This is a genomic window from Sinomonas sp. ASV322, from assembly GCF_030908245.1.
GTDB lineage: Bacteria > Actinomycetota > Actinomycetes > Actinomycetales > Micrococcaceae > Sinomonas.
Genome location: NZ_JAVFJJ010000001.1, coordinates 467,608 through 493,514 on the forward strand (window position 1 = coordinate 467,608; position 25,907 = coordinate 493,514).

19 protein-coding genes are annotated in these 25,907 nt (G+C 70.2%); 3 read left to right on the forward strand and 16 right to left on the reverse strand.

Translation table 11 applies throughout. The features are described from left to right. Window positions 1-10: 10 nt before the first annotated feature. The 7 genes from holA to RBS12_RS02200 form a co-directional block, all read right to left on the reverse strand. Window positions 11-1,045 (reverse strand): DNA polymerase III subunit delta, encoded by a 1,035-nt coding sequence (gene holA / locus RBS12_RS02170; RefSeq protein WP_373886455.1) that lies wholly within the window; start codon window positions 1,043-1,045, stop codon window positions 11-13. Further along, the gene (locus RBS12_RS02175; protein ID WP_307964396.1) at window positions 1,042-2,763 is read right to left on the reverse strand and encodes a ComEC/Rec2 family competence protein; all 1,722 of its coding nucleotides are present in this window, start codon (window positions 2,761-2,763) and stop codon (window positions 1,042-1,044) included. Before RBS12_RS02175 ends, holA begins: the two co-directional genes overlap by 4 nt. 178 nt (window positions 2,764-2,941) lie before the next feature. After that, window positions 2,942-3,751, reverse strand: a complete 810-nt coding sequence (locus RBS12_RS02180) for a helix-hairpin-helix domain-containing protein (RefSeq protein WP_307964397.1) — start codon at window positions 3,749-3,751, stop codon at window positions 2,942-2,944. 128 nt (window positions 3,752-3,879) lie between these two features. Further along, window positions 3,880-4,869: a DegV family protein gene (locus RBS12_RS02185; RefSeq protein ID WP_307964398.1), complete on the reverse strand. Its 990-nt coding sequence runs from the start codon at window positions 4,867-4,869 to the stop codon at window positions 3,880-3,882. 32 nt (window positions 4,870-4,901) lie between these two features. Further along, window positions 4,902-7,421 (reverse strand): leucine--tRNA ligase, encoded by a 2,520-nt coding sequence (leuS, locus tag RBS12_RS02190; RefSeq protein ID WP_307964520.1) that lies wholly within the window; start codon window positions 7,419-7,421, stop codon window positions 4,902-4,904. 204 nt (window positions 7,422-7,625) lie between these two features. After that, on the reverse strand, window positions 7,626-9,158 hold the full coding sequence (gene glpK, locus RBS12_RS02195) for a glycerol kinase GlpK (protein WP_307964399.1): 1,533 nt from the start codon (window positions 9,156-9,158) through the stop codon (window positions 7,626-7,628). Between the two features lie 62 nt (window positions 9,159-9,220). Continuing rightward, window positions 9,221-10,996 carry a glycerol-3-phosphate dehydrogenase/oxidase gene (locus RBS12_RS02200; RefSeq protein ID WP_307964400.1) on the reverse strand — a complete coding sequence of 592 codons (1,776 nt, stop codon included), beginning with the start codon at window positions 10,994-10,996 and terminating at the stop codon, window positions 9,221-9,223. A gap of 97 nt (window positions 10,997-11,093) precedes the next feature. Between RBS12_RS02200 and RBS12_RS02205 the strand changes: the two genes are divergently transcribed. The 3 genes from RBS12_RS02205 (at window position 11,094) to RBS12_RS02215 (ending at window position 14,178) form a co-directional block, all read left to right on the forward strand. Continuing rightward, window positions 11,094-12,107 carry a sugar-binding transcriptional regulator gene (locus RBS12_RS02205; RefSeq protein WP_373886456.1) on the forward strand — a complete coding sequence of 338 codons (1,014 nt, stop codon included), beginning with the start codon at window positions 11,094-11,096 and terminating at the stop codon, window positions 12,105-12,107. Window positions 12,108-12,169: 62 nt separating this feature from the next. Next, window positions 12,170-13,087, forward strand: a complete 918-nt coding sequence (locus RBS12_RS02210; protein ID WP_307964401.1) for an alpha/beta hydrolase — start codon at window positions 12,170-12,172, stop codon at window positions 13,085-13,087. Then, window positions 13,084-14,178 carry a glycosyltransferase family 1 protein gene (locus tag RBS12_RS02215; RefSeq protein WP_307964402.1) on the forward strand — a complete coding sequence of 365 codons (1,095 nt, stop codon included), beginning with the start codon at window positions 13,084-13,086 and terminating at the stop codon, window positions 14,176-14,178. Before RBS12_RS02210 ends, RBS12_RS02215 begins: the two co-directional genes overlap by 4 nt. 34 nt (window positions 14,179-14,212) lie before the next feature. On the opposite strand, the gene RBS12_RS02220 is transcribed toward RBS12_RS02215, so the two are convergent. From RBS12_RS02220 to carA, 9 genes are all read right to left on the reverse strand, one after another. Next, window positions 14,213-16,375 (reverse strand): primosomal protein N', encoded by a 2,163-nt coding sequence (locus RBS12_RS02220; protein ID WP_307964403.1) that lies wholly within the window; start codon window positions 16,373-16,375, stop codon window positions 14,213-14,215. Next, entirely contained in the window at window positions 16,375-17,604 is a 1,230-nt protein-coding gene (gene metK, locus RBS12_RS02225) for a methionine adenosyltransferase (RefSeq protein ID WP_307964522.1), read from the reverse strand. Before metK ends, RBS12_RS02220 begins: the two co-directional genes overlap by 1 nt. Window positions 17,605-17,702: 98 nt before the next feature. After that, window positions 17,703-18,941: a bifunctional phosphopantothenoylcysteine decarboxylase/phosphopantothenate--cysteine ligase CoaBC gene (gene coaBC, locus RBS12_RS02230; protein ID WP_307964404.1), complete on the reverse strand. Its 1,239-nt coding sequence runs from the start codon at window positions 18,939-18,941 to the stop codon at window positions 17,703-17,705. Window positions 18,942-18,968: 27 nt separating this feature from the next. Next, on the reverse strand, window positions 18,969-19,244 hold the full coding sequence (gene rpoZ, locus RBS12_RS02235) for a DNA-directed RNA polymerase subunit omega (protein ID WP_307964405.1): 276 nt from the start codon (window positions 19,242-19,244) through the stop codon (window positions 18,969-18,971). Between the two features lie 40 nt (window positions 19,245-19,284). Next, window positions 19,285-19,845: a guanylate kinase gene (gmk, locus tag RBS12_RS02240; RefSeq protein WP_307964523.1), complete on the reverse strand. Its 561-nt coding sequence runs from the start codon at window positions 19,843-19,845 to the stop codon at window positions 19,285-19,287. Window positions 19,846-20,001: 156 nt separating this feature from the next. Beyond that, on the reverse strand, window positions 20,002-20,319 hold the full coding sequence (mihF, locus tag RBS12_RS02245) for an integration host factor, actinobacterial type (protein ID WP_307964406.1): 318 nt from the start codon (window positions 20,317-20,319) through the stop codon (window positions 20,002-20,004). A 123-nt stretch (window positions 20,320-20,442) separates the two neighbouring features. Continuing rightward, a complete protein-coding gene (gene pyrF, locus RBS12_RS02250) occupies window positions 20,443-21,315 on the reverse strand; it encodes an orotidine-5'-phosphate decarboxylase (protein WP_307964407.1) in 873 nt (290 codons plus the stop codon). Further along, complete coding sequence (carB, locus tag RBS12_RS02255) at window positions 21,308-24,673, reverse strand: carbamoyl-phosphate synthase large subunit (protein ID WP_307964408.1); 3,366 nt, start codon at window positions 24,671-24,673, stop codon at window positions 21,308-21,310. Before carB ends, pyrF begins: the two co-directional genes overlap by 8 nt. Next, entirely contained in the window at window positions 24,673-25,905 is a 1,233-nt protein-coding gene (carA, locus tag RBS12_RS02260; protein ID WP_307964409.1) for a glutamine-hydrolyzing carbamoyl-phosphate synthase small subunit, read from the reverse strand. Before carA ends, carB begins: the two co-directional genes overlap by 1 nt. Between the last annotated feature and the right edge of the window lie 2 nt (window positions 25,906-25,907).

Consider the following 25,907-nt stretch of genomic DNA (forward strand, 5'->3'; position numbering starts at 1 on the left):
CGCCGTGGGGCTATCGCGCCCTTGCCGAGGCGCTCACGACGGCGAGGGCGCGCTCGACGGCGTACGCAGGGTCACGGGAAAGTCCCTTGACCTCGGCATCGGCCTCGGCGACCGCCCGGATCGCCTCGGCGAGGCTCTTGGGCGTCCAACCGCGGATATCGCGCTGGGCCTGCTCGACGAGCCATGGCTGAAGGCCGAGCGACCGGGCGATGCTCTGGGCCGAGCCATGCTCCCCCGCAACCTTCGCAAGGGTGCGCAGCTTGGAGGCGATCGCGGCCACGATCGGCACGGGATCGACGCCCGTTTCGATGGCGTGGCGAAACGCCGACAGCGCCTGGGCCCGGCGCCCCGCGAGGGCGGCGTCAGCCACCTTGAACGCGGTGGCTTCGACACGCCCCCCGAAATACTTCTCGATGGTCGCCACGTCGACCGTCGAGGTCGCGTCGAGCTGAAGCTGGCTGCACGCGGCACCGAGCTCAGCAAGGCTGCTGCCGACGGCCGCCACGAGCGCATCGATAGCCTCGCGTTCTATGCGTCGTCCCGAGCCCTTGAACTCGGCCGCGACGAAGGCGGCCTTGTCCGAGTCCTTCTTGAGCGGCTGGCAGTCGACGACCGGCGCTGCCGTGGCCTTGACGGCGTCGAGAAGCTTTTTGCCGCGTGTGCCGCCGGCATGCCGGAGGATGAGCACGACGTCAGGGTCGGGGCTCGCGACATAGGCGAGGGCATCCTTGAGGAAGTCCTCATTCATTGATTCGAGCCCATTCGCCTCGATGAGCTTCTTTTCGCCGAACAACGACGGCGATGCAGCGATGGACAGTTCGCCGGCGCCATAGCCTTGCGCGTCGAGCTTCGTGACCTCGAGGCCAGGGTCAGCAGATCGCGCCTGGCGCCGAATCGAATCGATGGCGCGGGCAGCGAGGTAATCCTCCGGTCCTGTGAGCAGGACCACGGGAGCCGGGACGGCGCTGCGGAAGTCGACGCCGCCCGAACCCTGCCCGACGGACCGCGCGCCCTTCGCTCCCTGACGGGCTCCCGCGGTCGTCACGGCTGCACCTTGCGAGCTGTCTCCATCACCCGTCCACCTTGCCACGTGCGCCGTCGTCGGCCAAGCCGGTTCCTCCGCGACCACAAGCGCACCGCACCGCGGAGCACTGCCGAGGCGATCCGAGGGTCCGCGACCGCGAGAATGGCGCCCGCGTTGAGGAGCGAGAAGGCGCCCATCAACGCCGCGCCAGAGGGGCCGTCGGGCCACGGGAACGTTGCGCCGCCGAGGCGCGCGAACGCGTGGGCCGCGGCAGCGAGGAGCCCGGTCGCGGGGCCGGCGAGGGCGACGGCTGCGATCGCGAGCGGAGGGCAGAGCAGCCCGGCCGCCAGCGCGACCGTCGCCGCGATCGTGATGATCGGCACGAGGGGCGCCGCGACGACGTTCGCTGCGAGTGACCAGGTGTGGAACGCGGGGTCGATGAGCACGAGGACTGGTCCGCAGAGCAGCTGGGCCGAGAGCGGCACCGCGATGGCTGTGGCGAGCCAGAGCGGAAGGACGCGTGCGAGGGCGTTCGTCAACCGGGGCCCAAGCCACGCGATTCCGAGCGTCGCGAGTACGGAGAGTCCGAACCCATAACTCAGCGCGAGCGAGGGATCGACGAGGAGGACCGCCATCACGGCGGTACACAGAGCTGAGCAGCACGCCCCGGCCCGCCCGCTCGCGAGTGCCGCGAGGCCGACGGTTCCCATCGCCGCAGCCCTCAGAACGCTCGGCTCAGGGCCGACGACGGCCACGAAGGCGGCGAGCGCCAGCCCACATCCCGCGAGAACCGCCCAGCGAGGCCATCGGGCGAGCCTCAGCAGGAGAAGGACGCTTCCGAGGATGATCGCGAAGTTGGCCCCGCTGACGGCCGTGAGATGGCCGAGCCCCGACGCGCGGAGGTCGGCCTCGAGAGCGGGATCGAGAGCGCTTCGGTCCCCGGCCGCGAGCGCGGGGACAAGGCCTGCGGCATCGGTCGGGAGCCATGCTGAATGGGCCCTGAGCGCTTCGCGCGCGGTCACCGGCAAGGCCGGAAGACCGTTGGCAGAGCCGACGACATGGGGCGTTCCCGCGACGACGAGAAAGCCGCCGCCGTCACGGGCACCTCCAGCGACACGAGCCGCGCAGCGGACCCTGTCCCCGGCCTTGAGCCGTTTCACGGCTTCTCCTCCGGCAAGCCGGACTCGCGCTGAGGCGTCGAATCTCTGGCCATCTCGGGTCGCCTCAAGCAGGCGAGCGTCGGCGATGAAGCGCGGATCCGAGCCGAAGGATCCTGCCGCAGCCTGTTGACGCGGCTCTCCGAGGACGTCAAGGACAGCCACCGTCGGCCCTCCCTCGGCGAGCAGCGCCCCGACGGGTCCCGCGGTGTCCTGCTCGAGCCGGGCGGCGCCCGTCGCGAAGCCGGTTCCCCACGCTGTGATGAGGACGACGGCGGCAACAGCGCTGGCGGCGGTGCGCCGGGCTGTTCGGCGAGTTGGCCGCCCCCAGGGCGAACGGGAAGCCGCACCCGCGCCGCACAGGAAGGCGCCGGCGCCGAGCAGTATCCCCAGAACGATTCCGCCGGACCACCAGGCCATTTCCCCGCGGGACAATCCGAGCTCGGGCCCCACGAGGGCCCACGCTGAACCCGCCCACAGCGCGACCGCGAGCGGGACGAGTCGCAGATCTCGCCACGGAGGGCGCTGCGGTGGCGTGCCGTCGGGGGCGCCTGCGGCAAGGCCGGCCAGCAGTTCACGCACGCGGGAAACACCCGCGGCGCCGCGGTGGGGAGCCCGAGACGGTTGCCCGCGAACGCCACGGACGGCGGAATCGACGTAGGCCGTCCATGCTCCGAGCTGTGGATCGAGCGTCTGGGGACTCGGCGAGCCCTGCCCCTTCACGACCGGGGTGCGACGAGAGGCCATCGGTTCCGCCGCCTCAGACGCTCACATGAGGACGGAGTGATTCGAGCATCGCGGGCCCGATTCCCGGAACGGCGTCGAGGTCGTTGACCGAGCCAAACCTGCCGTGTTGGGTTCGATACTGGACGATACGCTGTGCCAGGACGGGCCCCACGCGTGGAAGGGTTGCGAGGTCCTCGGCCGTCGCCCTGTTGAGATTGATGGTTCCGCGGCTCGGCGTGGCGCCGGCAGTCGGTACGGCGTCGCGGGCCCGACCGGGCTCCGCGGCGCTCTCCGGCTCGGACGGCTCGCCAACCCGAGGAACGACGACCCGGGAGCCATCCTCGAGGGCCGCCGCGAGGTTGAGCCGATTCGGGTCTGCTCCTTCGGCGGCGCCTCCGGCGGCGGCGATCGCCTCATGGACGCGGCTCCCTCGGGGAAGCCTCACCACTCCCGGTCGGCCCACGGCCCCGGCGACATGGACGACCAGTAGGCCTCCGCCGTCGTCCGGCGTTGATCCGGGCGACGCCGACGCGCGAGCCGCCGCCGAGGGCGGCGCCTCGGAGTGTTCGACGGGACGGGCCTCGCGCACGCTCGCGAACGTGGACCACCACCAGAGTCCCGCGCACAATCCGAGGACCGCGACCACTGCGATGGCGACAGTCCACGACGGAACCCAGCGGCGCGCCGGGGCAGCGTCCTCTCGTGGTTCGTGACCGCGCTCCTCCTCCGAATCGTCGCCCGCCGAGCCCGGCAGGAGGGCCTCCGCGTCCGGCCCGTCCGAGGCCGCAAAGCGGTCCCAGCGGTGGCGCGCCGAAAGGCGCTCCGAGTGCCGTCGAGGTCCCATGGGGCAACGCTTGCACATCGGGACCGGGGCATGGAGCAGGGAGAGCGCCGATGTGGGTCGCCACGCGGAAAGAAGGATGTTGAGGGGCTATCGACCCCCTCTCTCCCCCCGGCCGTGCGGGCGGACGGCTACAGGGCGCCCGAGGGCGATGTGACCGCAGGCGTTTCACGACCGGTCACGACGATCGCCAGCACGCCGAGTCCGGTGTGGGCGGCGAGGACCGCGGGAAGGGGGGACACGATGACTTCCACCCCGTTCGCAAGCGTCTCTGCCAGCTCGCGGGCCAGGCTCTCGGCCTCGGGCCGATTGCCGAAGTAGTGCACGGCAAGCTTCGGCTCAGACCGGCGCCGGGCGTCGTCGAGCGAGAGCTCGCGGAGGTGTGGGATCGCCCGGGCGCTCGTGCGGATCCGATCGATCGGAATGATCTGACCATCGCGGATGGCAAGGAGCGGCTTGATCGCCAGGACGGTGCCAACCCAGGATGCGGCGGCCCCAATGCGGCCACCCCGTCGAAGCTGTTCGAGGCTCGGCAGGAAGAAGCGGACCTGAGCCCCCTCGAGGGCGTCGCGGGCGGCTCCTGCGACGGCTTCGGCGTCTGCTCCTGCCGCCGCGGCGTTGGCCGCGGCCCGTACGGCAAAGCCCTCTGCGAGGCCTGCCATGCGCGTGTCGAGGACGTGGACCGGGAAATCGACCCGCTCCGCAGCGAGGCGGGCCGCGTCGACCGTGCCCGAAAGGGCCCCCGAGAGGTGGATCGAGACGATGGCCTCATACCCCGCCTCGCCAAGCCGGCGATAGACGCGTTCGAAGACGCCCGGAGCTGGCCGCGATGTCTTGACCGGGCGCCCCTCCGCGAGGGCGATCGCGAGTGCCGCCTCCGCCTCGGGGCCATCGGAGAAGATGTCGTCCCCGGCCATGACGGAGAGCGGCACGACCTCGAACCACGCGGCCTTCCCGGCAGACTCCGTCCACTCGACCGGGAGGGCGGCCGCGCTGTCGGTGACGACGGCGGTGCGCACCGCCGGCGCGGGAGGCTCCCGCCGCTCGGGCAGCCGGAGGCGCGAGAGCCGCTCCCCGAGGAAGCGGCCCGCGAGCCACCCGGCAGCCGAACGTTCCACCACGCCTGTGCCCTACCGTACGAGTCTGGCAGCCGTCACGCCGGGACGATGTTCACGAGCTTAGGCGCCCGCACGATGACTGTCCGGATGTCCCTGCCGTCGAGAATGCGCTTGACGTTGGGCGACGCAAGCGCGAGCTCGCGCAGCGCGTCCTCGGCGATGTCCGGGGCGACGTCGAGCCGGTCGCGCACCTTGCCCTGAACCTGGACGACGGCAGTGACCGTCTCCTCGACGAGCAGCGACGGATCGTGGGCAGGCCACGCCGCGTTCGCGACGGACGGCTCGTGGCCGAGCGTGCCCCACAGGTCCTCCGCCGTGTACGGCGCGACGAGGCTCAGGATGATCGCAACCGCCTCGACGGCCTCGCGCACGGCCGGATCGGAGCCGCCGGGACCGTTGTCGATCGCCTTGCGGGTCGCGTTCACAAGCTCCATGACCTTCGCGATCACGACATTGAACTTGTGCGCCTCGACGAGCTCCGACGCCTCGGCAAGGGTCCGGTGGGTGACGGCCCGCAGGGCACGGTCTCCCCCGGCCGGATCCGTGCCGGGCTCGCTCAGCACATCCTGGCCGAGCCGCCACGCACGCGCGAGGAACTTGGCCGAACCAGACGGCGAAACGTCGGCCCAGTCGACGTCGTCCTCGGGCGGCGAGGCGAAGACCATGGTGAGTCGGACCGCGTCGACACCGAACAGGTCGAGCTGCTCGCCGAGGTCCACGCCGTTGCCGAGCGACTTGCTCATGGCCTTGCCGCCGTTGAGCACCTGGCCCTGGTTCATGAGGGACGCGAACGGCTCGTCGAAGTCGATGAGGCCCATGTCCTTCATGACCTTGGTGAAGAACCGGCTGTAGAGCAGGTGCAGGATCGCGTGCTCGACGCCGCCCACGTACTGCGCGACGGGCATCCAGCTCTTCGCCGCCTCGGTGTCGAACGGACCCTCCGCGTAGTCGGGCGAGAGATACCGGAGGTAGTACCAGGACGAATCGACGAAGGTGTCCATCGTGTCGGTGTCGCGCTTGGCTGCGCCGCCGCACTTCGGGCACGTGACGTTGACCCAATGCTCCGCCGCCGCGAGCGGAGACGTGCCCTTGGGTGCGAGCTGCTCGCCCCTCAGATCGTCGGGCAACTGCACGGGAAGCTGGTCGTCGGGAACCGGGACCTCGCCGTCCACGTCGCAGTGGATGATCGGGATCGGAGCGCCCCAGAAGCGCTGGCGCGACAGGAGCCAGTCGCGCAGGCGGTAGTTGACCGTGCCCGATCCTGTGCCGGCCGACTCCACGATCTCGATTGCCTTCGCGATGCCGTCCGTCTTGGACAGGCCATCGAGGGGGCCAGAGTTGATGATCGTGCCCTCGCCCGCGGTAGCGATCCCGCTCGCCGTCGGGTCTTCTTCGCCCGTGTCGAGGACCGGACGGACGGGGAGACCGAACGCGCGGGCGAAGTCGAGGTCGCGCTGATCGTGGGCCGGGACGGCCATGATCGCGCCCGTCCCGTAGTCGGCGAGGACGTAGTCGGCGGCCCAGACCGGGAGTCGCTCGCCGCTGAGGGGGTTGATGGCGTAGCGGCCCAGGAACACGCCGGTCTTCTCGCGGTCGGTGTTCTGCCGCTCGATCTCGGACAGCGCCTTGACCCGGTCCTGGTACTCGGCGAGTGCCCCGGCCCGCTCGGGGGTGACAAGCTCCGCGGCGAGGTCGGCGTCCGCCGCGACGACGAAGAACGTCGCGCCATAGAGCGTGTCAGGGCGCGTCGTGAAGACGGTGACCTTGCGCTCGGACTGCCCGCCCTGGGCGTCCGTCGCCTCAATCGCGAAGTCGACGTGCGCACCCTCCGAGCGACCGATCCAGTTGCGCTGCATTGCCAGGACGCGCTCCGGCCAGTGGCCCTCGAGCTCCGTCATGTCGTCGAGCAGGCGGTCGGCGTAGTCAGTGATCTTGAAGTACCACTGGTTGAGGGCCTTCTTCGTCACCGGTGTGCCGCAGCGGTCGCACACGCCGTTGACCACCTGCTCGTTCGCGAGCACGGTCTGGTCCTTGGGACACCAGTTGACCGGGTGGTTCTTGCGGTACGCGAGCCCGCGCTCGTAGAACCGCAGGAACAGCCACTGGGTCCAGCGGTAGTACGCGGGGTCCGAGGTGTGCAGGCGGCGCGACCAGTCGAGGCTCAGGGCGTAGCGCTTGAAGGACGCGGCCTGCGTCTCGATGTTGGCGTACGTCCACTCGGCGGGATGCGCGTTGCGCTTGATCGCGGCGTTTTCCGCGGGGAGGCCGAACGAGTCCCAGCCGATCGGGTGGAGCACATCGAAGCCTTTGAGGCGCCAGTAGCGGGCCACGACGTCGCCCATCGCGAACGCCTCGGCGTGGCCCATGTGGAGGTCCCCCGAGGGGTACGGGAACATGTCGAGGACGTAGCGGCGCGGGCGGCTTCCGTCGTCGTGGGGCGTGAAGACGCCCAGCTCGTCCCACACCGACGGCCACTTGGCCTCGATTGCGGCAAAGCTGTAGGCGGACTCCGCCACGCTTGCGGTCGTCTGCTCCGCGCCCTGCTCTTCGCTCACCGTGCTTCTCTCCACTGTCTGTTTCCTCTCGCGGCCGCCGTGGCGTCCGCCTCGCCTGCAGGAACCTGCCTCCTGACACACAAAAGCCCCTCACAGGGAGGGGCTGCCGCTCGTGACGAGCGGCTAGGAAAGGAGGAGCACACCATGCATACGCACCATCCTAGCGCAGGCACCGGCAGCGCAGACGACGCGCGGGGGCCGGGCCTAGCGCACGTCGTCGTCGACCCAGTCCATCGCCTTCGTGACGGCCTTCTTCCACAGGCGCAGCTGACGGTCCCGCTCGGCCGAGTCCATCGCCGGGGACCAGCGCCGCCCCTCGCCCCAGTTCTCAGCGAGCTCGCCGAGGTCCTTCCAGAAGCCCACCGCGAGGCCCGCGGCGTACGCGGCGCCCAGCGCCGTCGTCTCGATGACCTTCGGGCGCACGACGTCGACGCCGAGGATGTCCGCCTGGAACTGCATGAGCGCGTCGTTGGCGACCATGCCGCCGTCGACCTTGAGCTCGCTCAGGGGGACGCCCGAGTCCGCGTTGACCGCGTCGAGCACCTCGCGGGTCTGGAACGCGGTCGCCTCGAGTGCGGCGCGCGCGATATGGCCCTTGTTGACGAAGCGGGTCAGCCCGACGATGGCCCCGCGCGCGTCGGCCCGCCAATACGGCGCGAAGAGACCCGAGAACGCGGGCACGATGTAGACGCCGCCGTTGTCCTCGACCGAGAGCGCGAGATTCTCGACCTGGGGCGCGGACTCGATGAGGCCGAGGTTGTCGCGCAGCCACTGGATGAGTGATCCCGTGACGGCGATCGAACCCTCGAGCGCATAGTGCGGCGCCGCATCGCCGAGCCGGTAGCCGACGGTCGTGAGCAGGCCGTTCTTCGAGTGGACAATCTCCTCCCCCGTGTTGAAGATCAGGAAGCAGCCCGTGCCGTACGTGTTCTTCGCCTCGCCCTCGGCGAATGCGGCCTGGCCGAACGTCGCGGCCTGCTGGTCGCCGAGGATGCCCGCCACCGGCACGCCCGCGAGGGGCAGGGAGCCGTGCACGGTCCCGTAGACCTCGGACGACGAGCGGATCTCGGGCAGCATCGACGCGGGGACGCCGAACGCGTCGAGGATGTCCTCATCCCACTCGAGGGTCTCGAGGTCCATGAACAACGTGCGGGACGCGTTCGTGACGTCCGTGACGTGCACCCCGCCGTCGATCCCGCCCGTGAGGTTCCACAGGATCCAGGCGTCCGTGTTGCCGAACAGGAGCTCGCCCGCCTCGGCGCGCTCGCGCGCGCCCTCGACGTGGTCGAGGATCCACGCGATCTTCGTGCCCGAGAAGTACGTGGCGAGCGGGAGGCCTACCGTGGCCTTGAAGCGGTCGACGCCGCCCTCCGCCGCGAGCGCGTCGACGATGGCCTGCGTTCGGGTGTCCTGCCAGACGATTGCGTTGTAGACGGGCTCGCCCGTGGTCTTGTCCCACACGACGGCGGTCTCGCGCTGATTCGTGATGCCCACCGCACAGATGTCGTCCCGCGTGAGTCCAGACGCCCCGAGCGCCTCGGCCACGACATTCAGCGTGTTGTCCCAGATCTCGAGGGGATCGTGCTCGACCCAGCCGGCCTGCGGGAAGAGCTGCTCGTGCTCGCGCTGGCCGGTCGAGACGATCGAGCCGCCGTGGTCGAACACGATCGCTCGCGTGCTCGTGGTCCCCTGGTCGATCGCGAGGACGTAGCGGGGGCTGGGGGCCGGCTCGGACATTCACTGCTCCTTCGGAATGGATGCGCTGTGGGTACGATACCGGGGCTTCAGCCGCTCGGGCTTCAACCTACGAGTTGGTCAGCGTGCACGCGGTGTGACGCCGCGAGCGTGCGCAGCGCATGGTCGGCCTCAGCCGCGACGCGGCGCCCGTCCCAGCCCAGGTGGGGCGCGAGCGTTGACGCGACCTCCCAGACGAGTTCGCGCGTGACAAGCCCACGGAACGCGAGCGACGTCCGGCGAATGAGCACGTCGACGGCGTGGCCGATCTGCTCGCGTTGGGCGAGGTAGGCGAGCTCGCGGTCGCTCAGCTCGTGGGTGCTCTTGAGCAGGCTGTCTTCGCCGTCGCGGAGGAACGCGATGACCTCAGCGGCCCGCGTGCCGTAGCGCTCAAGCAGGACCTCGGCGCGCGCGGCGTCAACGCCCGGGCCGATCTGGGCCTTGAGCCAATCCTCGCGACCCATGGGGTCGGTGGGGAACCCCGCACCGCCGCCGATCGGGAGCTCCTCGGTGTTCTCGCGGCGCTGCGAGCCGAGCTCGCCGAGCACGCGGTTCGCGAGCTGCTCCGCCAGCGCGCGGAACGTGGTCCACTTGCCGCCCACGAGACTCAGCCGCACGGGCTTCCCGCCCGTTCCGCCGGTGCGTTCGATCCAGTAGTCGCGAGACACGAACCCTGGGGCCGTGTCGCTGTGCCGTGGAAGTGGCCGGACTCCGGAGAACGTGTAGACGATCTGCTCGCGGCCCACCTGAACGCCCGGGAAGACGTGGCGCATGAGCTCGAAGAAGTACTCGATTTCGGCGTCCGTGCACACGGGGGCGAGGTCGTCCCTCGCGTCGATGTCGGTCGTTCCCACGAGGACCCGGTCCCCGATCGGGTAGATGAGCACGATGCGGCCGTCGGTGTGCTCGAAGAAGATCTCGCGCCCCGCGCAAGCCTCGAGCAGCTCGGGCGCGTCGAGGACGACGTGCGAGCCCTTGGTGCCGCCCATGAAGTGGGTGCCGGAGCCGAGGGCGGCGTTGGTCTCGTCGGTCCACGCGCCCGTGCAATTGACGACGACGTCCGCCGAGAAGGCGAATTCCTCACCGGTGAGCTCGTCGCGGAGCCGCACCCCGCCGTCGTCCGTCCCTACCGCGCTCACGTAGTTGGCCGCTCGAGCCTTCTGGCCGCCCGCCTCCGCGCCGCCGGCGTCGATCCCGTCGCGCAGTACATCGAGTGTGAGCCGCTCCGGATTGTGGACCGAGGCGTCGAAGTAGGTAGCGGTGTACTTGACGTCGGGCCGCAGCTGCGGGAGGTCGGCGAGGGCGCGAGCGCGCCCCACGAAGCGATGCCGGGGGACGGTGCCGCCCTCGCGCGAGAACGCGTCGTAGAGCGAGAGGCCGAGCTTGATGAGCAGCGCGCCCCGGGCGTGCGGCTTGCCCTTGCGGTGCGCAAGGAAGCGGAGCGGGGCATTGAGGAGCCCCGAGAACGTGCTGAAGATCGGGATCGTGGTCTGCAGGGGCTTGACGTAGTGGGGCGCGATGCGCAGGAGGCGATTGCGCTCGACAACGGATTCATGGACGAGGCGGAACTCGCCGTTCTCGAGGTAGCGGATCCCGCCGTGAATCATGTGCGACGACGCCCCGGACGCGCCCTGGCAGTAGTCGCCGCGCTCGACGAGAGCGACGTCGATCCCCTGGAGCGCGAGGTCCCGGAACGTCGCGACGCCGTTGATCCCGCCGCCGATGATGAGGACTTGCGCTCGCGGGCGCTCGCGGAGAGTCCCGACGGTTGCGCGAAGGGCGTCGGGCGAAGGAAAGCTCTGATCGTGCTCGGCGGTGCCGGAGTCGTGGTGCTGGGCCACGCGGTCCTCCTTGAATCGTTGCTGGGGTCAGAGTCCATTCTTCGGAGATCTGAGAAGTAACTTCAAGGGCTATGCACATACGTGCAAAGATGGTTCCATGACGCCGTCCGAAGCCCGGCGGGACGCGCTCGAGGAGCCGCTTTCCGCACACTCTCCCATCGCCCGCAAGGACCGCGACGCCCTGCTGGCCGCGCGGCTCTATTACCTGCAGGACCTCACGATGGACGCGATCGCGCGCGAGCTCCAGACCTCGCGTTCGACCGTCTCGCGGCTCTTGACTTTCGCCCGCGAGACAGGCCTCGTGCAGATCCAGGTCTCGGACCCGCTCGATTCGTCCGTCGAGCTCGAGACGGCCGTGGCCCGCCGCTACGGCGTGCGCGCGCACGTCGTGCCGCATGCGACGAACCTCAATGAAGCTGAAATGCTAGACCGCGTCGCGATGTACGCGGCGCGCACTCTGACGCCGTTCGTCGAGTCCGACATCGTGCTGGGCGTGGCGTGGGGCTCGACGCTCACGGCGATGAGCCGCTATCTCAATCGGAAGTCGACCCATGGAAGCACGGTTGTGCAGCTCAACGGCGCGGCCAACACGCAGACGATGGGACTTGGCTACGCGAGCGAGATCGTGCGCCGCTTCGGGGCCGCGTACGACGCCGCCGTCGAGGAGTTCCCCGTGCCCGCGTTCTTCGACCGGGCCGAGACGAAGCGGCTCATGTGGCGCGAGCGGAGCGTGCGGCGCGTCCTCGATCTCCAGGCCCGCATGAAGCTCGCCGTCTTCGGCGTCGGCTCCGTCTACGCGGACGTGCCGAGTCACGTGTATTCGGGTTCGTATCTCGACGCCGCCGACGTCGCGAGCCTCGCGGCCGAGCGCGTCGCCGGGGACATCGCGACCGTCTTCTTCCGCGAGGACGGGAGCTCGAGCGGGATCGCGCTCAATGATCGTGCGACGGGGCCCTCGCACCGCCTCATGAGATCGGTCGAGCATCGCTTCTGCGTCGTCTCAGGGCCCGCGAAGGCACGGAGCCTGCGCGGAGCCCTCAACGCGCGTCTCGTCACGGAGCTCGTGGCCGATGAAGCGACCGTGCGCGCCCTCCTCACCCTCGAGACCTAACTCGCTGGCAGCGCGCCGCCCGGTAGAGTCGGAGGCATGACCGCGCGCGACGAGGTGAACTGATGGTGGCCACGGCACAGGACGGATTCCTCTCCCCGGGCCTCGATGCCCGTGAACGTCGCTCGACGGTCACAGTCCTCGGCGCAGCGACGGCCGTGTTCACCTATGAGCCCGAGGGCGGGGCCGGCGCCTCCGCGCCGACGGTCCTGGCCGTGCACGGGTTCCGTGGGACCCATCACGGTCTCCTGCGCATCGTGGACCGGCTCCCCGGCGTGCGCATCGTCATGCCCGACCTGCCCGGCTTCGGCGCGTCCGCTCCCCTCGACGTGCCGCATGACATCGCCGGTTACACCGCGTGGCTCGGAGCGCTCGCGGACACCTTGGGGCTCGGTCGGGACGCCGTCCTCCTCGGCCACTCGTTCGGCTCGATCGTCGCTGCCCACTTCGTCGCGCGGCACCCCGACCGGTTCTCCCGGCTCATCCTCGTCAACCCCATTTCGGCGCCTGCCCTCGAAGGCCCCAAGGGGCTCTTGAGCCGGCTCGCGGTGGTGTACTACCGGGCAGGTGCGGCGCTCCCGGCCCCACTGGGCGCCGGCCTCCTGCGTCATCCGCTCATCGTCCGCGGCATGAGCGAGGCGATGGCGAAGACCCGCGACGGGGATCTTCGCAGCTTCGTCCACGGCCAGCACGCGAGCCATTTCTCGAGCTTCGCGAGTCGCGACATGCTCCTCGAGTCCTTCGAGGCGTCCGTCTCGCACACTGCCGCCGAGGTCGCGGACCAGCTGAGGCTCCCCGTCCTGCTCATCGCAGGCGATCGCGATGAAGTCGCGCCGCTCGCCGCGGTCCGTCGATTCCACGAGCGGCTGGCCGATTCGCGCCTCACGGTGATTCCCGGCGTCGGGCATCTCATCCACTACGAGACCCCTCAGCCGGCCGCCGAATCGATCCGCGAGTTCCTGGCCGAGGAGGTACAGGAATGAAGATCCTCGTCGACGCGCGCTTTACGCGGACCGACCATCACGACGGCATCAGCCGATTCGGAGCAAGCCTCATTGCGGCACTCGCGGCGCGCACGGAGACGGCGATGCTCATCAACGACGAACGCCAGCTGGCCCTCCTCCCCGATGTCCCGCACGTCAAGGTATCGAGCCCGCTCTCGCCAGCGGAGCTCTTCGTCGCCGCGAAGGTCAACGGCCTCAATCCGGATGTCGTGTTCTGCCCCATGCAGACCATGGGGACGTGGGGCCGGCGATACCCACTCATCCTCACGCTGCACGATCTCATCTATTACGAGCACCCCGAGCCCCCCGGGTTCCTCCCCGCGCCCGTGCGCCTTCTGTGGCGCCTCTACCACAAGGCCTACTGGCCCCAGCGCGTCCTGCTCAACCGGGCCGACGTCGTCGCGACGGTGAGCCACACGACCAAATGGCTCATGGCCGAGAAGAGGCTCACGAAGCGTCCTGTGCGCATCGTGGGCAACGCCCCTCAGGACGGGCGCGAGCCGCGGAATCCGGACGAGGCCCCCGCGCGGAGCCTTGTCTACATGGGCTCGTTCATGCCGTACAAGAACGTCGAGACGGTCATCACGGGAATGCGATCACTGCCCGAGTACACCCTGCATCTCCTGAGCCGCATCTCGCCCGAGCGCCGCGCCGAACTCGAGGCGATCGTCCCGGCCGGCGCCCGCATCGAGTTCCACGGCGGAGTCAGCGAGGAGGAGTACGAGGCCGTTCTCCGTGAGGCGACGGCCCTCGTGAGCCTCTCGCGCTCGGAGGGCTACGGCCTCCCGCTTGTCGAGGCCATGTCACTCGGGACGCCCGTCATCGCGAGCGACATCCCGATCTTCCGGGAGGTCGGCGGGGACGGGGCCCGCTTCGTCGACCCCGATTCGGCAGACGCCTTCGCCGCCGCCGTCCGGGAGCTCGAACTGCCCGGCGTGTGGCCCGAGGCCTCGCGCGACGCGGTGCGGCAGGCGGGCACGTTCACGTGGGACCGATCGGCAGACGCGCTCATCGAAGCGGCGGAAGAGGCCATCGAGCTGTTCCGGGCTCGGCGCGACGGCGTGCGCTGACGGTTCGACCGGCGAAAGACCAGGAGCCTGGGCGCTACAAGAGGTCCGCGCCGTCGAGCCTGAGCCGAATCGGCTCGGAGCCGCGCCGCGTCGCCTGCGCGATGCGCGCGGCACGCAGCCCCCGCGAGACGTCCAGGCCAACGCCGATGGGGAAGAAGACGAGAAGCTGCCACGCAACGTCCTCCGCCGCCGTCCCGGTCGGCGCGGGGAGCGGGACTGGCCCGGCGGTGCGGACACCATCGCGGGTCAGCACGTCGGCGGCGGCCCGCACGTAGCCTTCGACGGCAGACCGGGAACCCGTCACGGCCGCGATCCGGACGGACGGCGGGAGCGAGAGGCTGCGCCTCAGGCCGAGCTCCCGCGCCGCGAACCCCGCCGGGTCCCAGCGGACGAGGGCCGAGACAGCCTCGTGGTCCCGCGCCGTGATGACGACGACGCCGCCGCGCCCCGATGGCCGGACGAGCGCGGCCGCGTTCATCCAGCGCCGGAGAGCCTCCTCCCCGGCCCGCAGGCTCTCCCGGCCAAGCAGCGAGTCGCCGTCGAGCAGGAGCGCCGCCGCGTATCCGGATGGTGCCACGGGCTCCGCGCCGACGGTCGCGACGACGAGAGCGGGGCTGTCCGGCACCTCCGGCTTGACTTGGTCCCCGGAGGACGTCAGGACGACGGCTCCCGGAAAGGCCCGTCCGAGCTCTTCCGCCGTCCTCAGTGCGCCGACGCTCGCCCGTCGGAAGGCGCGACCGCCGCAATGGGGGCACGACCACGCCGTCGCGGGCGTTCCGCACCACCGGCACGCGACGCTCCGGTGCCCTGCGGCCCCGGTGGTCTCCGCGAGGGGACCCGAGCACTCGGCGCATCGTGCGGGCTCCCGGCAGAGCTCGCACGCGAGCGACGGTGCGTAGCCCGCGCGCGCGACCTGAACCAGGACGGGCCCGCGCGCGAGCGCGTCCCGAGCCGCCTGCCACGCCGCGTGCGGCAGGCGCGCGATGCGGGCAAACGGATCGCGTGAGCTCTCGAAGCTGTCCGCGGTGCTGACGACGCGCGGGAGCCGCGCACGCAGCGCGGGGCGAGGCGCGGAGACGCTCTGGAGCCACCCGGAGTCCACAACCCGCTGTACCTCTGACGTCACGGTGTGCCCGGCCACGAGAAGCGCGGCGTCCTCGAGTTCGGTCCTCAGGAAGCCGACTTCCCGCGCGTGGAAGTACGGGGCTCGGGGCTCCGCGTGGAGGTCGTCGCCGTCGTCCCAGCACACCACGAGACCGAGCTCCCGGACGGGCGCGAGGGCGGCCCCCCGGGTCCCGACGGCGACGCGGGACCGGCCCGCGAGGAGGTCGAGGAATGCCCGATAGCGCTGCGATGGTCCGTCTTCGGCCGCAAGACGGACGATCTTCTCCCCCGGCAACGCGGCCTCGATAGCGTCGCACGCGCGGTCGAGGTCGCGACGGTCGGGCACGACGACGAGCGCGCCGCGGCCGGAGAGGCGCACCGTGCGCACGGCCTCCGCGACGAGCGCGGGCCAACCGTTCGGACCGTACCCTTCGACGGCCTCGAGCGATGCGCGTGGGCTCCCGCCGGCGGCGAGATGGCGGAGGAACGCGGGGCCCCGCTGCAGCCCCGCCCACGCCGACACGCTCCGGTGTGTGTCGGCCGCTTGATCCTTCGGGGCCGTGGCGCCCGGATCGCCCACCGCGGGCGGAGCGATGGGCGCGGGCGGAGCGCTGGCCGCGAGCTCGGCCAGGTACTCCGCCTCGACGCGCGCTGCCCGCGGCGGGACCGCGAACCGGAGGACGTCGCCGAGCGCACCCGCCCAGCGTTCGGCGACCGCCGCCGCGAGCCGCGCGACGGCGGGCGTGAGGACGACGGCGGGCGAGACGACCTTCGTGAGGGGCTGGAGCGCGACGCCCGCGTCCGAGGTCTCGGCGCGCTCGATGATGAACCCGGAGAGCTCCTGGCCCGAGAGCCGGATGCGCACGCGGACGCCGGGTTGGGCGTCCGCCGAGAGCTCCTCGGGGACGAGATAGTCGAAGAGCCTGTCGAGCTGCGGAAGTGGGGATTCGACACACACGCGCGCAACCGGCAGCTCGTGGGCTGGCTCGGGCCGGGACGCATCCGGCCGGACCGGTTCAGGGAATCCGAGCAGGAGCGACGGCTGCGTCGCACTCGGGCCTCCCCCTGCCGAACCGGGCGTGCGCGCTGTCATCAGGCGTTGAAGAAGTCCTTGAGCGCGTCGACCCGATCGAGCCGCTCCCACGTGAAGTCGGCCTCGTCACGGCCGAAGTGCCCGTGGGCTGCCGTCTTGGCGTAGATGGGGCGCTTGAGGTCGAGGGCATCGATGATGGCCCGCGGCCGCAGGTCGAAGATCTCGTTGATCGCGGCGCTGATCCGGAGCGGATCGACGCTCTCGGTGCCGAACGTCTCGACGTAGATGCCCACGGGCCGCGCCTGGCCGATCGCGTAGGCGATCTGGATCTCGGCCCGGCGTGCGAGGCCGGCCGCAACGACGTTCTTCGCGACCCAGCGCATCGCGTACGCGCCCGAGCGGTCGACCTTCGACGGGTCCTTGCCCGAGAACGCGCCGCCGCCGTGGCGCGAGAACCCGCCGTACGTGTCCACGATGATCTTGCGGCCCGTGAGGCCCGCGTCGCCGACGGGGCCCCCGATGATGAAGGGTCCTGCCGGGTTGAGGATGCTGCGCACGTGACTGGATTCGAGCAGGCTCGCCTCGAGGACCGGCGCGATGACGTGGTCCGCGAGGTCGGCGCGCAGCTGGGAGAGCTGCGTCCCCTCGGCGTGCTGGCTCGAGATGACGACGGTCTCGACCGTGACGGGCCGGTCGCCGTCATACCCCACGGTGACCTGGGTCTTGCCGTCGGGGCGCAGGTACGGCAGTTCGCCGCTCTTGCGCACCTCGGTGAGCCGCTCCGAGAGGCGGTGCGCGAGCCAGATCGGCGTCGGCATATAGCTCGGCGTCTCGTCGCTCGCGTAGCCGAACATGATGCCCTGATCGCCCGCGCCCTGACGGTCGTATTCGTCCTCAAGAGTTCCCTCGCGGGACTCGAGGGAGTTGAAGACGCCGTCGAAGATGTCCGAGGACTGCTGGCCGATCGAGACAGACACGCCGCAGCGTGCGCCGTCGAAGCCGTTCGCCGAGGAGTCGTACCCGATGCCGAGGATCGTGTTGCGCACGATTTGCGGGATCTCGACATACGCATCGGTCGTGACCTCGCCTGCGACGTGGACGAGCCCCGTCGTCGCCATGGTCTCCACGGCGACCTTGGACTCGGGGTCCGCCGCGAGGAGGGCGTCGAGGATCGCATCGCTGATCTGATCGCAGATCTTGTCCGGATGTCCCTCGGTCACCGATTCGGAGGTGAAGAGCCTGAGGGCGGTGGCGTCTGCCGGACGTGCGGCACCGTGGGGAGCGTGGATCACTGCACTACTCTACTTCCTGCCCCGGCACAACCCGGGACCCATGTTTCGCTTCGCGAAGGCCGGAGGCCACCGCGGGGACCGCGGAGACCGCCGTGTCAGCGTGCGTCGAGCTCGCGCGCAATCCGGACGACGACGGCGGCCGCGACGTCGTCCTTGCTGCCCGCCACGTGCTGGGGCTCGCTTCCGTCCTTCGCGAGGATCGTCACGCTGTTCTCGTCGAGCCCGAAGACGCGGTCCGCCCCGACCTCGTTCACCACGAGGAGCTCACAGCCCTTGCGCTCGAGCTTGGCGCGTCCGTACTCGAGGACGTCGGCGCCGTCGTCGCCGGTCTCGGCCGCGAAACCGACGATGACCTGACCGCCCCCGGCCGCGTTGCGCAGCCGGACGAGCTCGGCGAGGACGTCGGGATTGCGGACGAGCTCGATCGGCGCGTCAGGCACGTCGTCGCGCTTCTTGATCTTGGAGTCGTGGCGGTGCGCGGGGCGAAAGTCGGCGACCGCCGCGGACATCACGACCACGTCCGCGGCGGCGACCCGCTCGACCATGGCGTCGCGCAGCTCCACGGCGGTCTCGACCGTCACGAGCTCGACCCCGGGCGGCGGCGGCACGTCGAGGTGCGCCGCGACGAACGTCACCGAGGCGCCCGCTCGCAGCGCGGCGCGCGCGAGCGCCGCGCCCTGCTTTCCGGACGAACGATTGCCGAGGAAGCGCACTGGATCGATCGGCTCGCGCGTTCCGCCAGCAGAGACGAGGATGCGCCTCCCGGCGAGCGGACCGCCTTCGGCCGGGCCGCCGTCGTCCGTCCTCCGCTGCGACGCGAGAGCGAGCGCGGCAGCGAAGATCTCCTCCGGCTCGGGCAGCCGGCCAGGACCGCTGTCCTTGCCCGTGAGCCGCCCCACGGCGGGGTCCATGACGACGACGCCGCGCGAACGCAGCGTCGCGACGTTCGCCTGGGTCGCCGGGTGGCGCCACATTTCGGTGTGCATGGCCGGGGCCATGAGCACGGGGCAGCGGGCCGTGAGGAGCGCGTTGGTCAGGAGGTCGTCGGCGTGCCCGCCCGCGGCGCGGGCCAGGAGGTCCGCCGTCGCGGGGGCGACGACGACGAGCTCCGCTTCGTGGCCGAGGCGGACGTGGTTGACCGTCTCGACCGCCTCGAAGACGCTCGTGCGGACGGCCTTGCCCGAGAGGGCCTCCCACGTGGCCTTTCCGACGAACGCGAGGGCCGACTCCGTCGGGACGACGGTGACGTCATGCCCCGCCTCGGTGAAGAGGCGCACGAGCGACGCTGTCTTGTAGGCGGCGATGCCGCCGCCCACGCCCACTACGACGCGCACGAGCCCCTCCCCTGTTCCGGTTTTACGTCAGTCCTGCTGGACTTCGCCGTCGCCCTCGGGGCGCTTGGCGACGAGCAGGCCGTCGTTGATCTCGCGCAATGCGATCGAGAGCGGCTTCTCGTTGAGCTTCGTGTCGACGAGCGGGCCGACGTACTCGAAAAGGCCCTCATGCAGCTGGGCGTAGTACGCGTTGATCTGGCGGGCGCGCTTGGCCCCGAAGATCACGAGCCCGTACTTCGAGTCCGACTTCGTGAGCAGATCGTCGATCGGCGGGTTGATGATTCCTTCGGGGTGAGAGGACACGACATTCTCCAATGCAAGTGGCGGTAGGTCTGGACGGCCGTCAGCGCGCCGACTGGCGCGTGTGCGGGGTCAGGCCCATGAGTGAAACAAGCTCGTCTGCCGCGCGCCGGACGTCGTCGTTGACGACGGTGAAATCGAACTCCGGCTCGGCAGCGAGTTCTATTTTAGCCGTTTCGAGGCGGCGCTGCTGTTCGTCGGGGGTTTCGGTGCCGCGGCCCACCAGCCGGCGCACCATCTCGTCCCAGCTCGGGGGCGCGAGGAACACGAAGCGGGCCTCCGGCATCGCGGCCTTCACCTGGCGCGCGCCCTGGAGGTCGATCTCGAGAAGGACCGCCTTCCCATCGGCGATGGCGGCGTCGACCGAGGCGCGCAGGGTCCCATAGCGGTTGTGGCCATGGACGACCGCCCACTCGAGGAACTCGCCCTCGTCGACGAGCCGGTCGAACTCTTCCGAGGATTTGAAGAAGTAGTGGACGCCGTCGATCTCGCCCGGCCGCGGCGGCCGAGTCGTCGCGGAGACGGAAAGCCACACTTCGGGGTAGTTGTCGCGGATGTACGTCGACACGGTGCCCTTGCCGACGGCGGTCGGTCCGGCGAGCACCGTGAGTCCGGTCTGCTTCGCTGATGGATCTAGCCTGCTGTCCTCATGAGAGGCGTCGGTTCCCGATGTGCCCGTTGTCGTGTCCACGCGTGTTCCCGTGCTCCTTGCCTATTGCGTTCGGGCGCATGGTCGGCCGCGCGGCATCGCCTCGGACCGTTAGTGCGCCTCGAGAAAATCTATCAGCGCCTGCCGCTGGTGCACGCCCAGCCCCCGCAGGCGCCGGCTCGGGGCGATGCCGAGCTGATCGAGGATCGCAAGCGAGCGCACCGGGCCGATCCCGTGGAAGGACTCGAGCAGCTCCGTGACCTTGAGCCGGGCGAGTGCCTCGTCTTCCTCCGCCTGACGGAAGAGCTTGTCGAGCGAGAGCGAACCCGCCTTGAGCGCGGCCTTCACCTCGGCCCTCCGGGCGCGGGCGGCCGTGGCTTTGGATACAGCCTCTTGTCGTTCTTCGGAAGTCAAGGGAATGAGTCCCATGATCGCCTCCCAGCTCGGCGTCGCGCGCACCCCCACACGGATGACACAGAACCTAGTCCCGAACGTCCCCGCGTGGCAATGCGTGGCGAGCCCGCAAACCTCGCGGTGCGGGCTCGCCTCGTCTCAGACCAAGTCGGCCAGGGTCTTCTCGGCGCGCTCGCGCAGACCCTCCCGGCCGGGGCCGCCCGCGAGGATGTCCCGGCTCGACGTGCCGAGCACCTGAGGATACGCGTCGCCGAACGCAGCGCGGAGGGCGGTCCCCGTTGCGCCCTGGGCACCGAGACCCGGTGCGAGGAGGGGGCCGCGCACGGCCGCGAGATCGAGGCCGAGGCGTTCGACGGCGTCGCCCACCGTTGCGCCGACGACGAGGCCGACGCTTCCGAGCGCCTCCCCCGCGTAGCGGCTGTTCTCGGCCGCGGCGGCCTCGCAGACGGCCTTCGCGACCGACCGGTCCCCGCCCACGTGCTGCACCGACGCGCCCTCCGGGTTGGAGGTGAGGGCCAGGACAAAGACGCCGCGGCCCGTCGCGGCGGCGGCGTCGAGGGCCGGCCGGAGCGATTCGAAGCCGAGATACGGACTGAGCGTCACGGCGTCCGCGGCGAGGGGCGAGCCCTCTCCGAGCCACGCGTCGGCGTACGCCGCCATCGTTGAGCCGATGTCGCCGCGCTTGGCATCAGCGATACTCAGGACGCCTGCCTCGGCTGAGGCCGTCAGCACTTCCTCGAGGACCGCGAGCCCTGCCGCGCCGTGGCGCTCGTAGAGCGCGACCTGCGGCTTGAGCGCCGCGGCGAGGTCGGCTACCGCGTCGACCACGGCGAGGGAGAAGCGGCGCAGGCCATCGACGTCGTCCGCGAGCCCCCACGCGGCCAGGAGCGCCGGGTGCGGATCGATCCCGACGCACAGCGGCCCCCGCTCGCGCATGGCAGCGCCGAGCCTTGCACCGAAGGGTGCGCGAGCCGCCGCGCGGTCGGGTGCGCCCGCCACGGCGTCAGACATTGGCCGGCTCTTCCGAGCTCGTCGCGGTTCCTCGGGGGCCCTCGGAGCCATCCCCCGAAACACCCCGAAGGCGGGCCTCGTGCTCCTGGAGGCTCGTGACGCTCCACTCGAACTGCCGCATGGCCTCGATCGCGAGGACGGCGAAGTTGAACTCCGCGACCGTCGTGATGCACGGCTTGCCGTTCGACGTGGCCGCTGCGCGGATCTCGTAGCCGTCGCCGCGCGCGGCCCCGCCCGACGGCGTGTTGAACACCATGTCGATCTGGCCGTCGTTGATGAGGTCGACGATCGTGCCCTCGGGGCCATCCGCGCCGGCGGGGCCGGGACCCTCGCCAACCTTGCGGACGGTTGTCGCGTCGATCCCGCTGCGTTGGAGCACAGCGGCCGTGCCGCCCGTCGAAACGATCTCGAAACCGAGGTCCGCAAGCTTCTTGACGCCAAGGATCACGGAGCGCTTGTCCCGGTTGGCCACCGACACGAAGACGCGTCCCGAGGTCGGGAGGGCGTTGTTGGCGCCCGCCTGGCTCTTGGCGAAGGCCGTGTCGAAGTGCTTGTCGATGCCCATGACCTCGCCCGTCGAGCGCATCTCGGGGCCCAGCAGGCTGTCGACGACCGTCCCCTCGGGGGTGCGGAAGCGGCTGAATGGAAGGACCGCCTCCTTGACGGCGACCGCGGCGTTCGGGTTGATCTCCGCGCCGTCGCCCGTCTCAGGCAGCATGTGGTACGCCGTGCGGAGCTGGTGGATCGTCACCCCCGTGCCGATGAGCGCAGCCGCCTTGGCAAGCTGGACGCCCGTCGCCTTCGAGACGAACGGGACCGTGCGCGACGCACGCGGGTTCGCCTCAAGCACGTAGAGCACGTCGGACGCGAGCGCGAACTGGATGTTGATGAGGCCACGCACCCCGACCCCCTCGGCGATCGCGAGGGTCGCCGTGCGGACGCGGTCGAGCACGTTCTGCCCAAGCGTCACGGGGGGCAGGACGCACGCCGAGTCGCCCGAGTGGATGCCGGCCTCCTCGATGTGCTCCATGATGCCGCCGAGGTAGAGGTCGCGGCCGTCGTACAGGGCATCGACGTCGATTTCGATCGCGTCCTCGAGGAAGCGGTCGATGAGCACGGGGTGGTCCGGCGTGATCTCGGTCGCGTTCTCGATGTAGCGCTGGAGGTTGGCCTCGTCGTAGACGATCTCCATGCCGCGGCCGCCCAGCACGTAGGACGGGCGGACCAGCACGGGGTAGCCGATCTCGTCCGCGATGCGCTTCGCCTCGTCGAACGAGACGGCCGTGCCGTTCTTCGGCGAGATGAGGCCGGCGTCGTCGAGAACCTTCGCGAACGCGCCGCGGTGCTCGGCGAGATCGATCGCCTCGGGCGACGTGCCGAGGATCGGCACGCCCGCATCCGCGAGCTGCTGGGCGAGCTTGAGCGGGGTTTGACCGCCGAGCTGGACGAACACGCCCATGACGCCGCCCGTGCGCTCCTCGGCCGCGATGACCTCGAGGACGTCCTCGAGCGTGAGCGGCTCGAAGTAGAGGCGCGTCGAGACGTCGTAGTCGGTCGAGACAGTCTCGGGGTTGCAGTTGACCATGACCGTCTCGTAGCCGGCCTTGCGGAGCGACATCGAAGCGTGCACGCACGAGTAGTCGAACTCGATGCCCTGGCCGATGCGGTTCGGCCCCGAGCCGAGGATCACGATCGAGGGCTTCGAGTGGAGGCCGACCTCGTCCTCCTCGTCGTAGGACGAGTAGTGATACGGCGTGTAGGCGGCGAACTCGGCCGCGCACGTGTCCACGGTCTTGTAGACCGGGCGCACGCCGAGGGCCTGGCGCACGCCGCGGACGACGTCCTCCGAGTGGTGCGTGAGGATGCCGATCTGCTCGTCGGAGAAGCCGTGCCACTTCGCGAGGCGCAGGATCTCCTCCGTGAGTGCGGGGGCGGCCTTGACCTCGGCCGCGACCTCGTTGAGGAGCTGGAGCTGGTCGAGGAACCACGGGTCGATGCCGGTCGCGGCGTACAGCTCGTCGACGCTCGCGCCGCCGAGGAGGGCGCGCTGGACCTGCTTGAGGCGGTCCGTCGTCGGACGCTTGGCCTGCTCGACCAGCTCGGCCACCTCCCACTCGGGCACCGGCGCGAAGTCGAGCTGCGCGCCGCGCTGCTCAAGCGAGCGCAGGGCCTTCTGGAGCGCCTCGGTGAAGTTGCGGCCGAGGGCCATGGCCTCGCCGACGCTCTTCATGGTGGTCGTGAGCGTCGGGTCCGCAGCCGGGAACTTCTCGAACGCGAAGCGCGGGACCTTGACGACGACGTAGTCGAGCGTCGGCTCGAAGCTCGCGGGCGTCTTCTGCGTGATGTCGTTCGGGATCTCGTCGAGCGTGTAGCCGAGGGAGAGCTTCGTCGCGATCTTCGCGATCGCGAAGCCCGTGGCCTTCGACGCGAGCGCGGACGAACGCGACACGCGGGGGTTCATCTCGATGACGATGATGCGGCCCGTCTTCGGGTCGACGGCGAACTGGATGTTGCAGCCCCCCGTGTCGACACCGACCTCGCGGATGACGGCGATCGCGACGTCCCGGAGCTTCTGGTACTCGCGGTCCGTGAGCGTCAGGGCCGGCGCGACCGTGATGGAGTCGCCCGTGTGGACGCCCACCGGGTCGAAGTTCTCGATCGAGCAGACGACCACGACGTTGTCGTTCTTGTCGCGCATCATCTCGAGCTCGTATTCCTTCCAGCCGAGGATGCTCTCTTCGAGCAGCACCTCGGTGGTCGGGCTGTAGAGGAGGCCCTGGCCGACGATGCGGCGCAGATCGTCCTCGGTGTACGCGAAGCCCGAGCCGAGGCCGCCCATCGTGAAGGATGGGCGGACGACGAGCGGGTAGCCGAGCGTCTCGGCGGCCGCGAGGGCCTCGTCGATCGTGTGCACGATCTCGCTCCGGGCCGACTCAGCGCCGCAGCGCTCGACGACGCCCTTGAACTTCTCGCGGTCCTCGCCGAGCTCGATCGCCTCGATGTTCGCGCCGATGAGCTCGACGCCGTACTTCGCGAGGACGCCGTTCGCCTCGAGCGCGATCGCGGTGTTGAGGGCTGTCTGGCCGCCGAGGGTCGGCAGGATCGCGTCGGGGCGTTCCTTCGCGATGATCTTCTCGACGACCTCGGGCGTGATCGGCTCGACGTACGTCGCGTCGGCGAATTCCGGGTCCGTCATGATTGTCGCGGGGTTCGAGTTGACGAGGATGACCCGCAGGCCCTCCTCCTTGAGAACGCGAAGCGCCTGTGTTCCGGAGTAGTCGAACTCGGCGGCCTGGCCGATGACGATCGGGCCAGAGCCGATGACGAGAACGCTTGTGAGATCTGTACGCTTCGGCATTACTTCGCTTCCTCGCTCTGAGAGGTCTTCTGGCTCTGACCGTCGCGCTCGGTGCCCGCCGAGCGCTGGCTTTCCATGAGGTCGATGAACCGATCGAACAGGTACGCGGCATCGTGGGGTCCGGCCGCGGCCTCGGGGTGGTACTGGACCGAGAACGCCGGGATGTCGAGGCACGCAAGGCCTTCGACGACCTGGTCGTTGAGGCTCACGTGGCTCACCTCGACGCGTCCGTAGTGAGCCTCTGGCGCCGAGGTCGGTCCGTCCAGCGGAGCATCGACCGCGAAGCCGTGGTTCTGGCTCGTGATCTCGACCTTGCCCGTCCGGCGATCCATGACCGGCTGGTTGATGCCGCGGTGGCCGTAGCGGAGCTTGTACGTTCCGAAGCCGAGGGCCCGTCCGAGGATCTGGTTGCCGAAGCAGATGCCGAAATACGGGATCTTCTCGTCGAGCACAGAGCGGAGCAGGCTTACCTGGGCGTCGGCCGTGGCCGGGTCGCCCGGGCCATTCGACATGAAGAAGCCGTCCGGGTTGACGGCCTTGACGTCGTCGAGTGTTGACGTGGCCGGGAGGACGTGCACCCGGACGCCGCGCTCGGCAAAGCGGTGGGGCGTCATGGCCTTGATGCCGAGGTCGATGGCCGCGATCGCGAAACGCGGTTCACCCTCCCATCCGTGGTCGCGGGGCTCGACGACGTAGGCCTCGTCGACGCTCACTTCTTCCGCGAGGCGCGATCCCTCCATGGGCGCGCTCGCGAGGACCTCGTCGACGAGCTCCTTGTCGGCCCTCTCCGCCGAAGGGCCAGAGAAGATCCCAGCCCGCATCGTGCGGTGCTCGCGGAGGTGGCGCGTGATGGCGCGCGTGTCGACTCCCTGGATGCCCACGATGCCCTGACGGGCGAGTTCGTCGTCGAGGCTTCCTTCGGCGCGCCAGTTCGACGGACGACGCGCGGGGTCCCGCACCACGTAGCCGGCGACCCAGATGCGGCGCGATTCGGGGTCCTCCCCATTGACGCCCGTGTTGCCGATGTGGGGCGCCGTCTGGACAACGATCTGGCGGTCGTACGAGGGGTCAGTGAGCGTCTCCTGGTAGCCGGTCATCCCGGTGGCGAAGACTGCCTCGCCGAGCGTCGTGCCCATGGCGCCGTAGCTGCGCCCACGGAAGACGCGGCCGTCCTCGAGCACCAGCACGGCCGGCGTGTTCTTGTTCGGGACCGACTTTCCCAATTCAGTCACTT

Bases quoted from the DNA above. Each gene is read 5' to 3' on its own strand.
- RBS12_RS02180 (WP_307964397.1), bottom strand. From the start codon at position 3,751: ATGGGACCTCGACGGCACTCGGAGCGCCTTTCGGCGCGCCACCGCTGG.
- glpK (WP_307964399.1), bottom strand. From the start codon at position 9,158: ATGTCCGAGCCGGCCCCCAGCCCCCGCTACGTCCTCGCGATCGACCAG.
- RBS12_RS02205 (WP_373886456.1), top strand. From the start codon at position 11,094: ATGACGCCGTCCGAAGCCCGGCGGGACGCGCTCGAGGAGCCGCTTTCC.
- RBS12_RS02210 (WP_307964401.1), top strand. From the start codon at position 12,170: ATGGTGGCCACGGCACAGGACGGATTCCTCTCCCCGGGCCTCGATGCC.
- RBS12_RS02215 (WP_307964402.1), top strand. From the start codon at position 13,084: ATGAAGATCCTCGTCGACGCGCGCTTTACGCGGACCGACCATCACGAC.
- RBS12_RS02220 (WP_307964403.1), bottom strand. From the start codon at position 16,375: ATGACAGCGCGCACGCCCGGTTCGGCAGGGGGAGGCCCGAGTGCGACG.
- mihF (WP_307964406.1), bottom strand. From the start codon at position 20,319: ATGGGACTCATTCCCTTGACTTCCGAAGAACGACAAGAGGCTGTATCC.
- pyrF (WP_307964407.1), bottom strand. From the start codon at position 21,315: ATGTCTGACGCCGTGGCGGGCGCACCCGACCGCGCGGCGGCTCGCGCA.
- carB (WP_307964408.1), bottom strand. From the start codon at position 24,673: ATGCCGAAGCGTACAGATCTCACAAGCGTTCTCGTCATCGGCTCTGGC.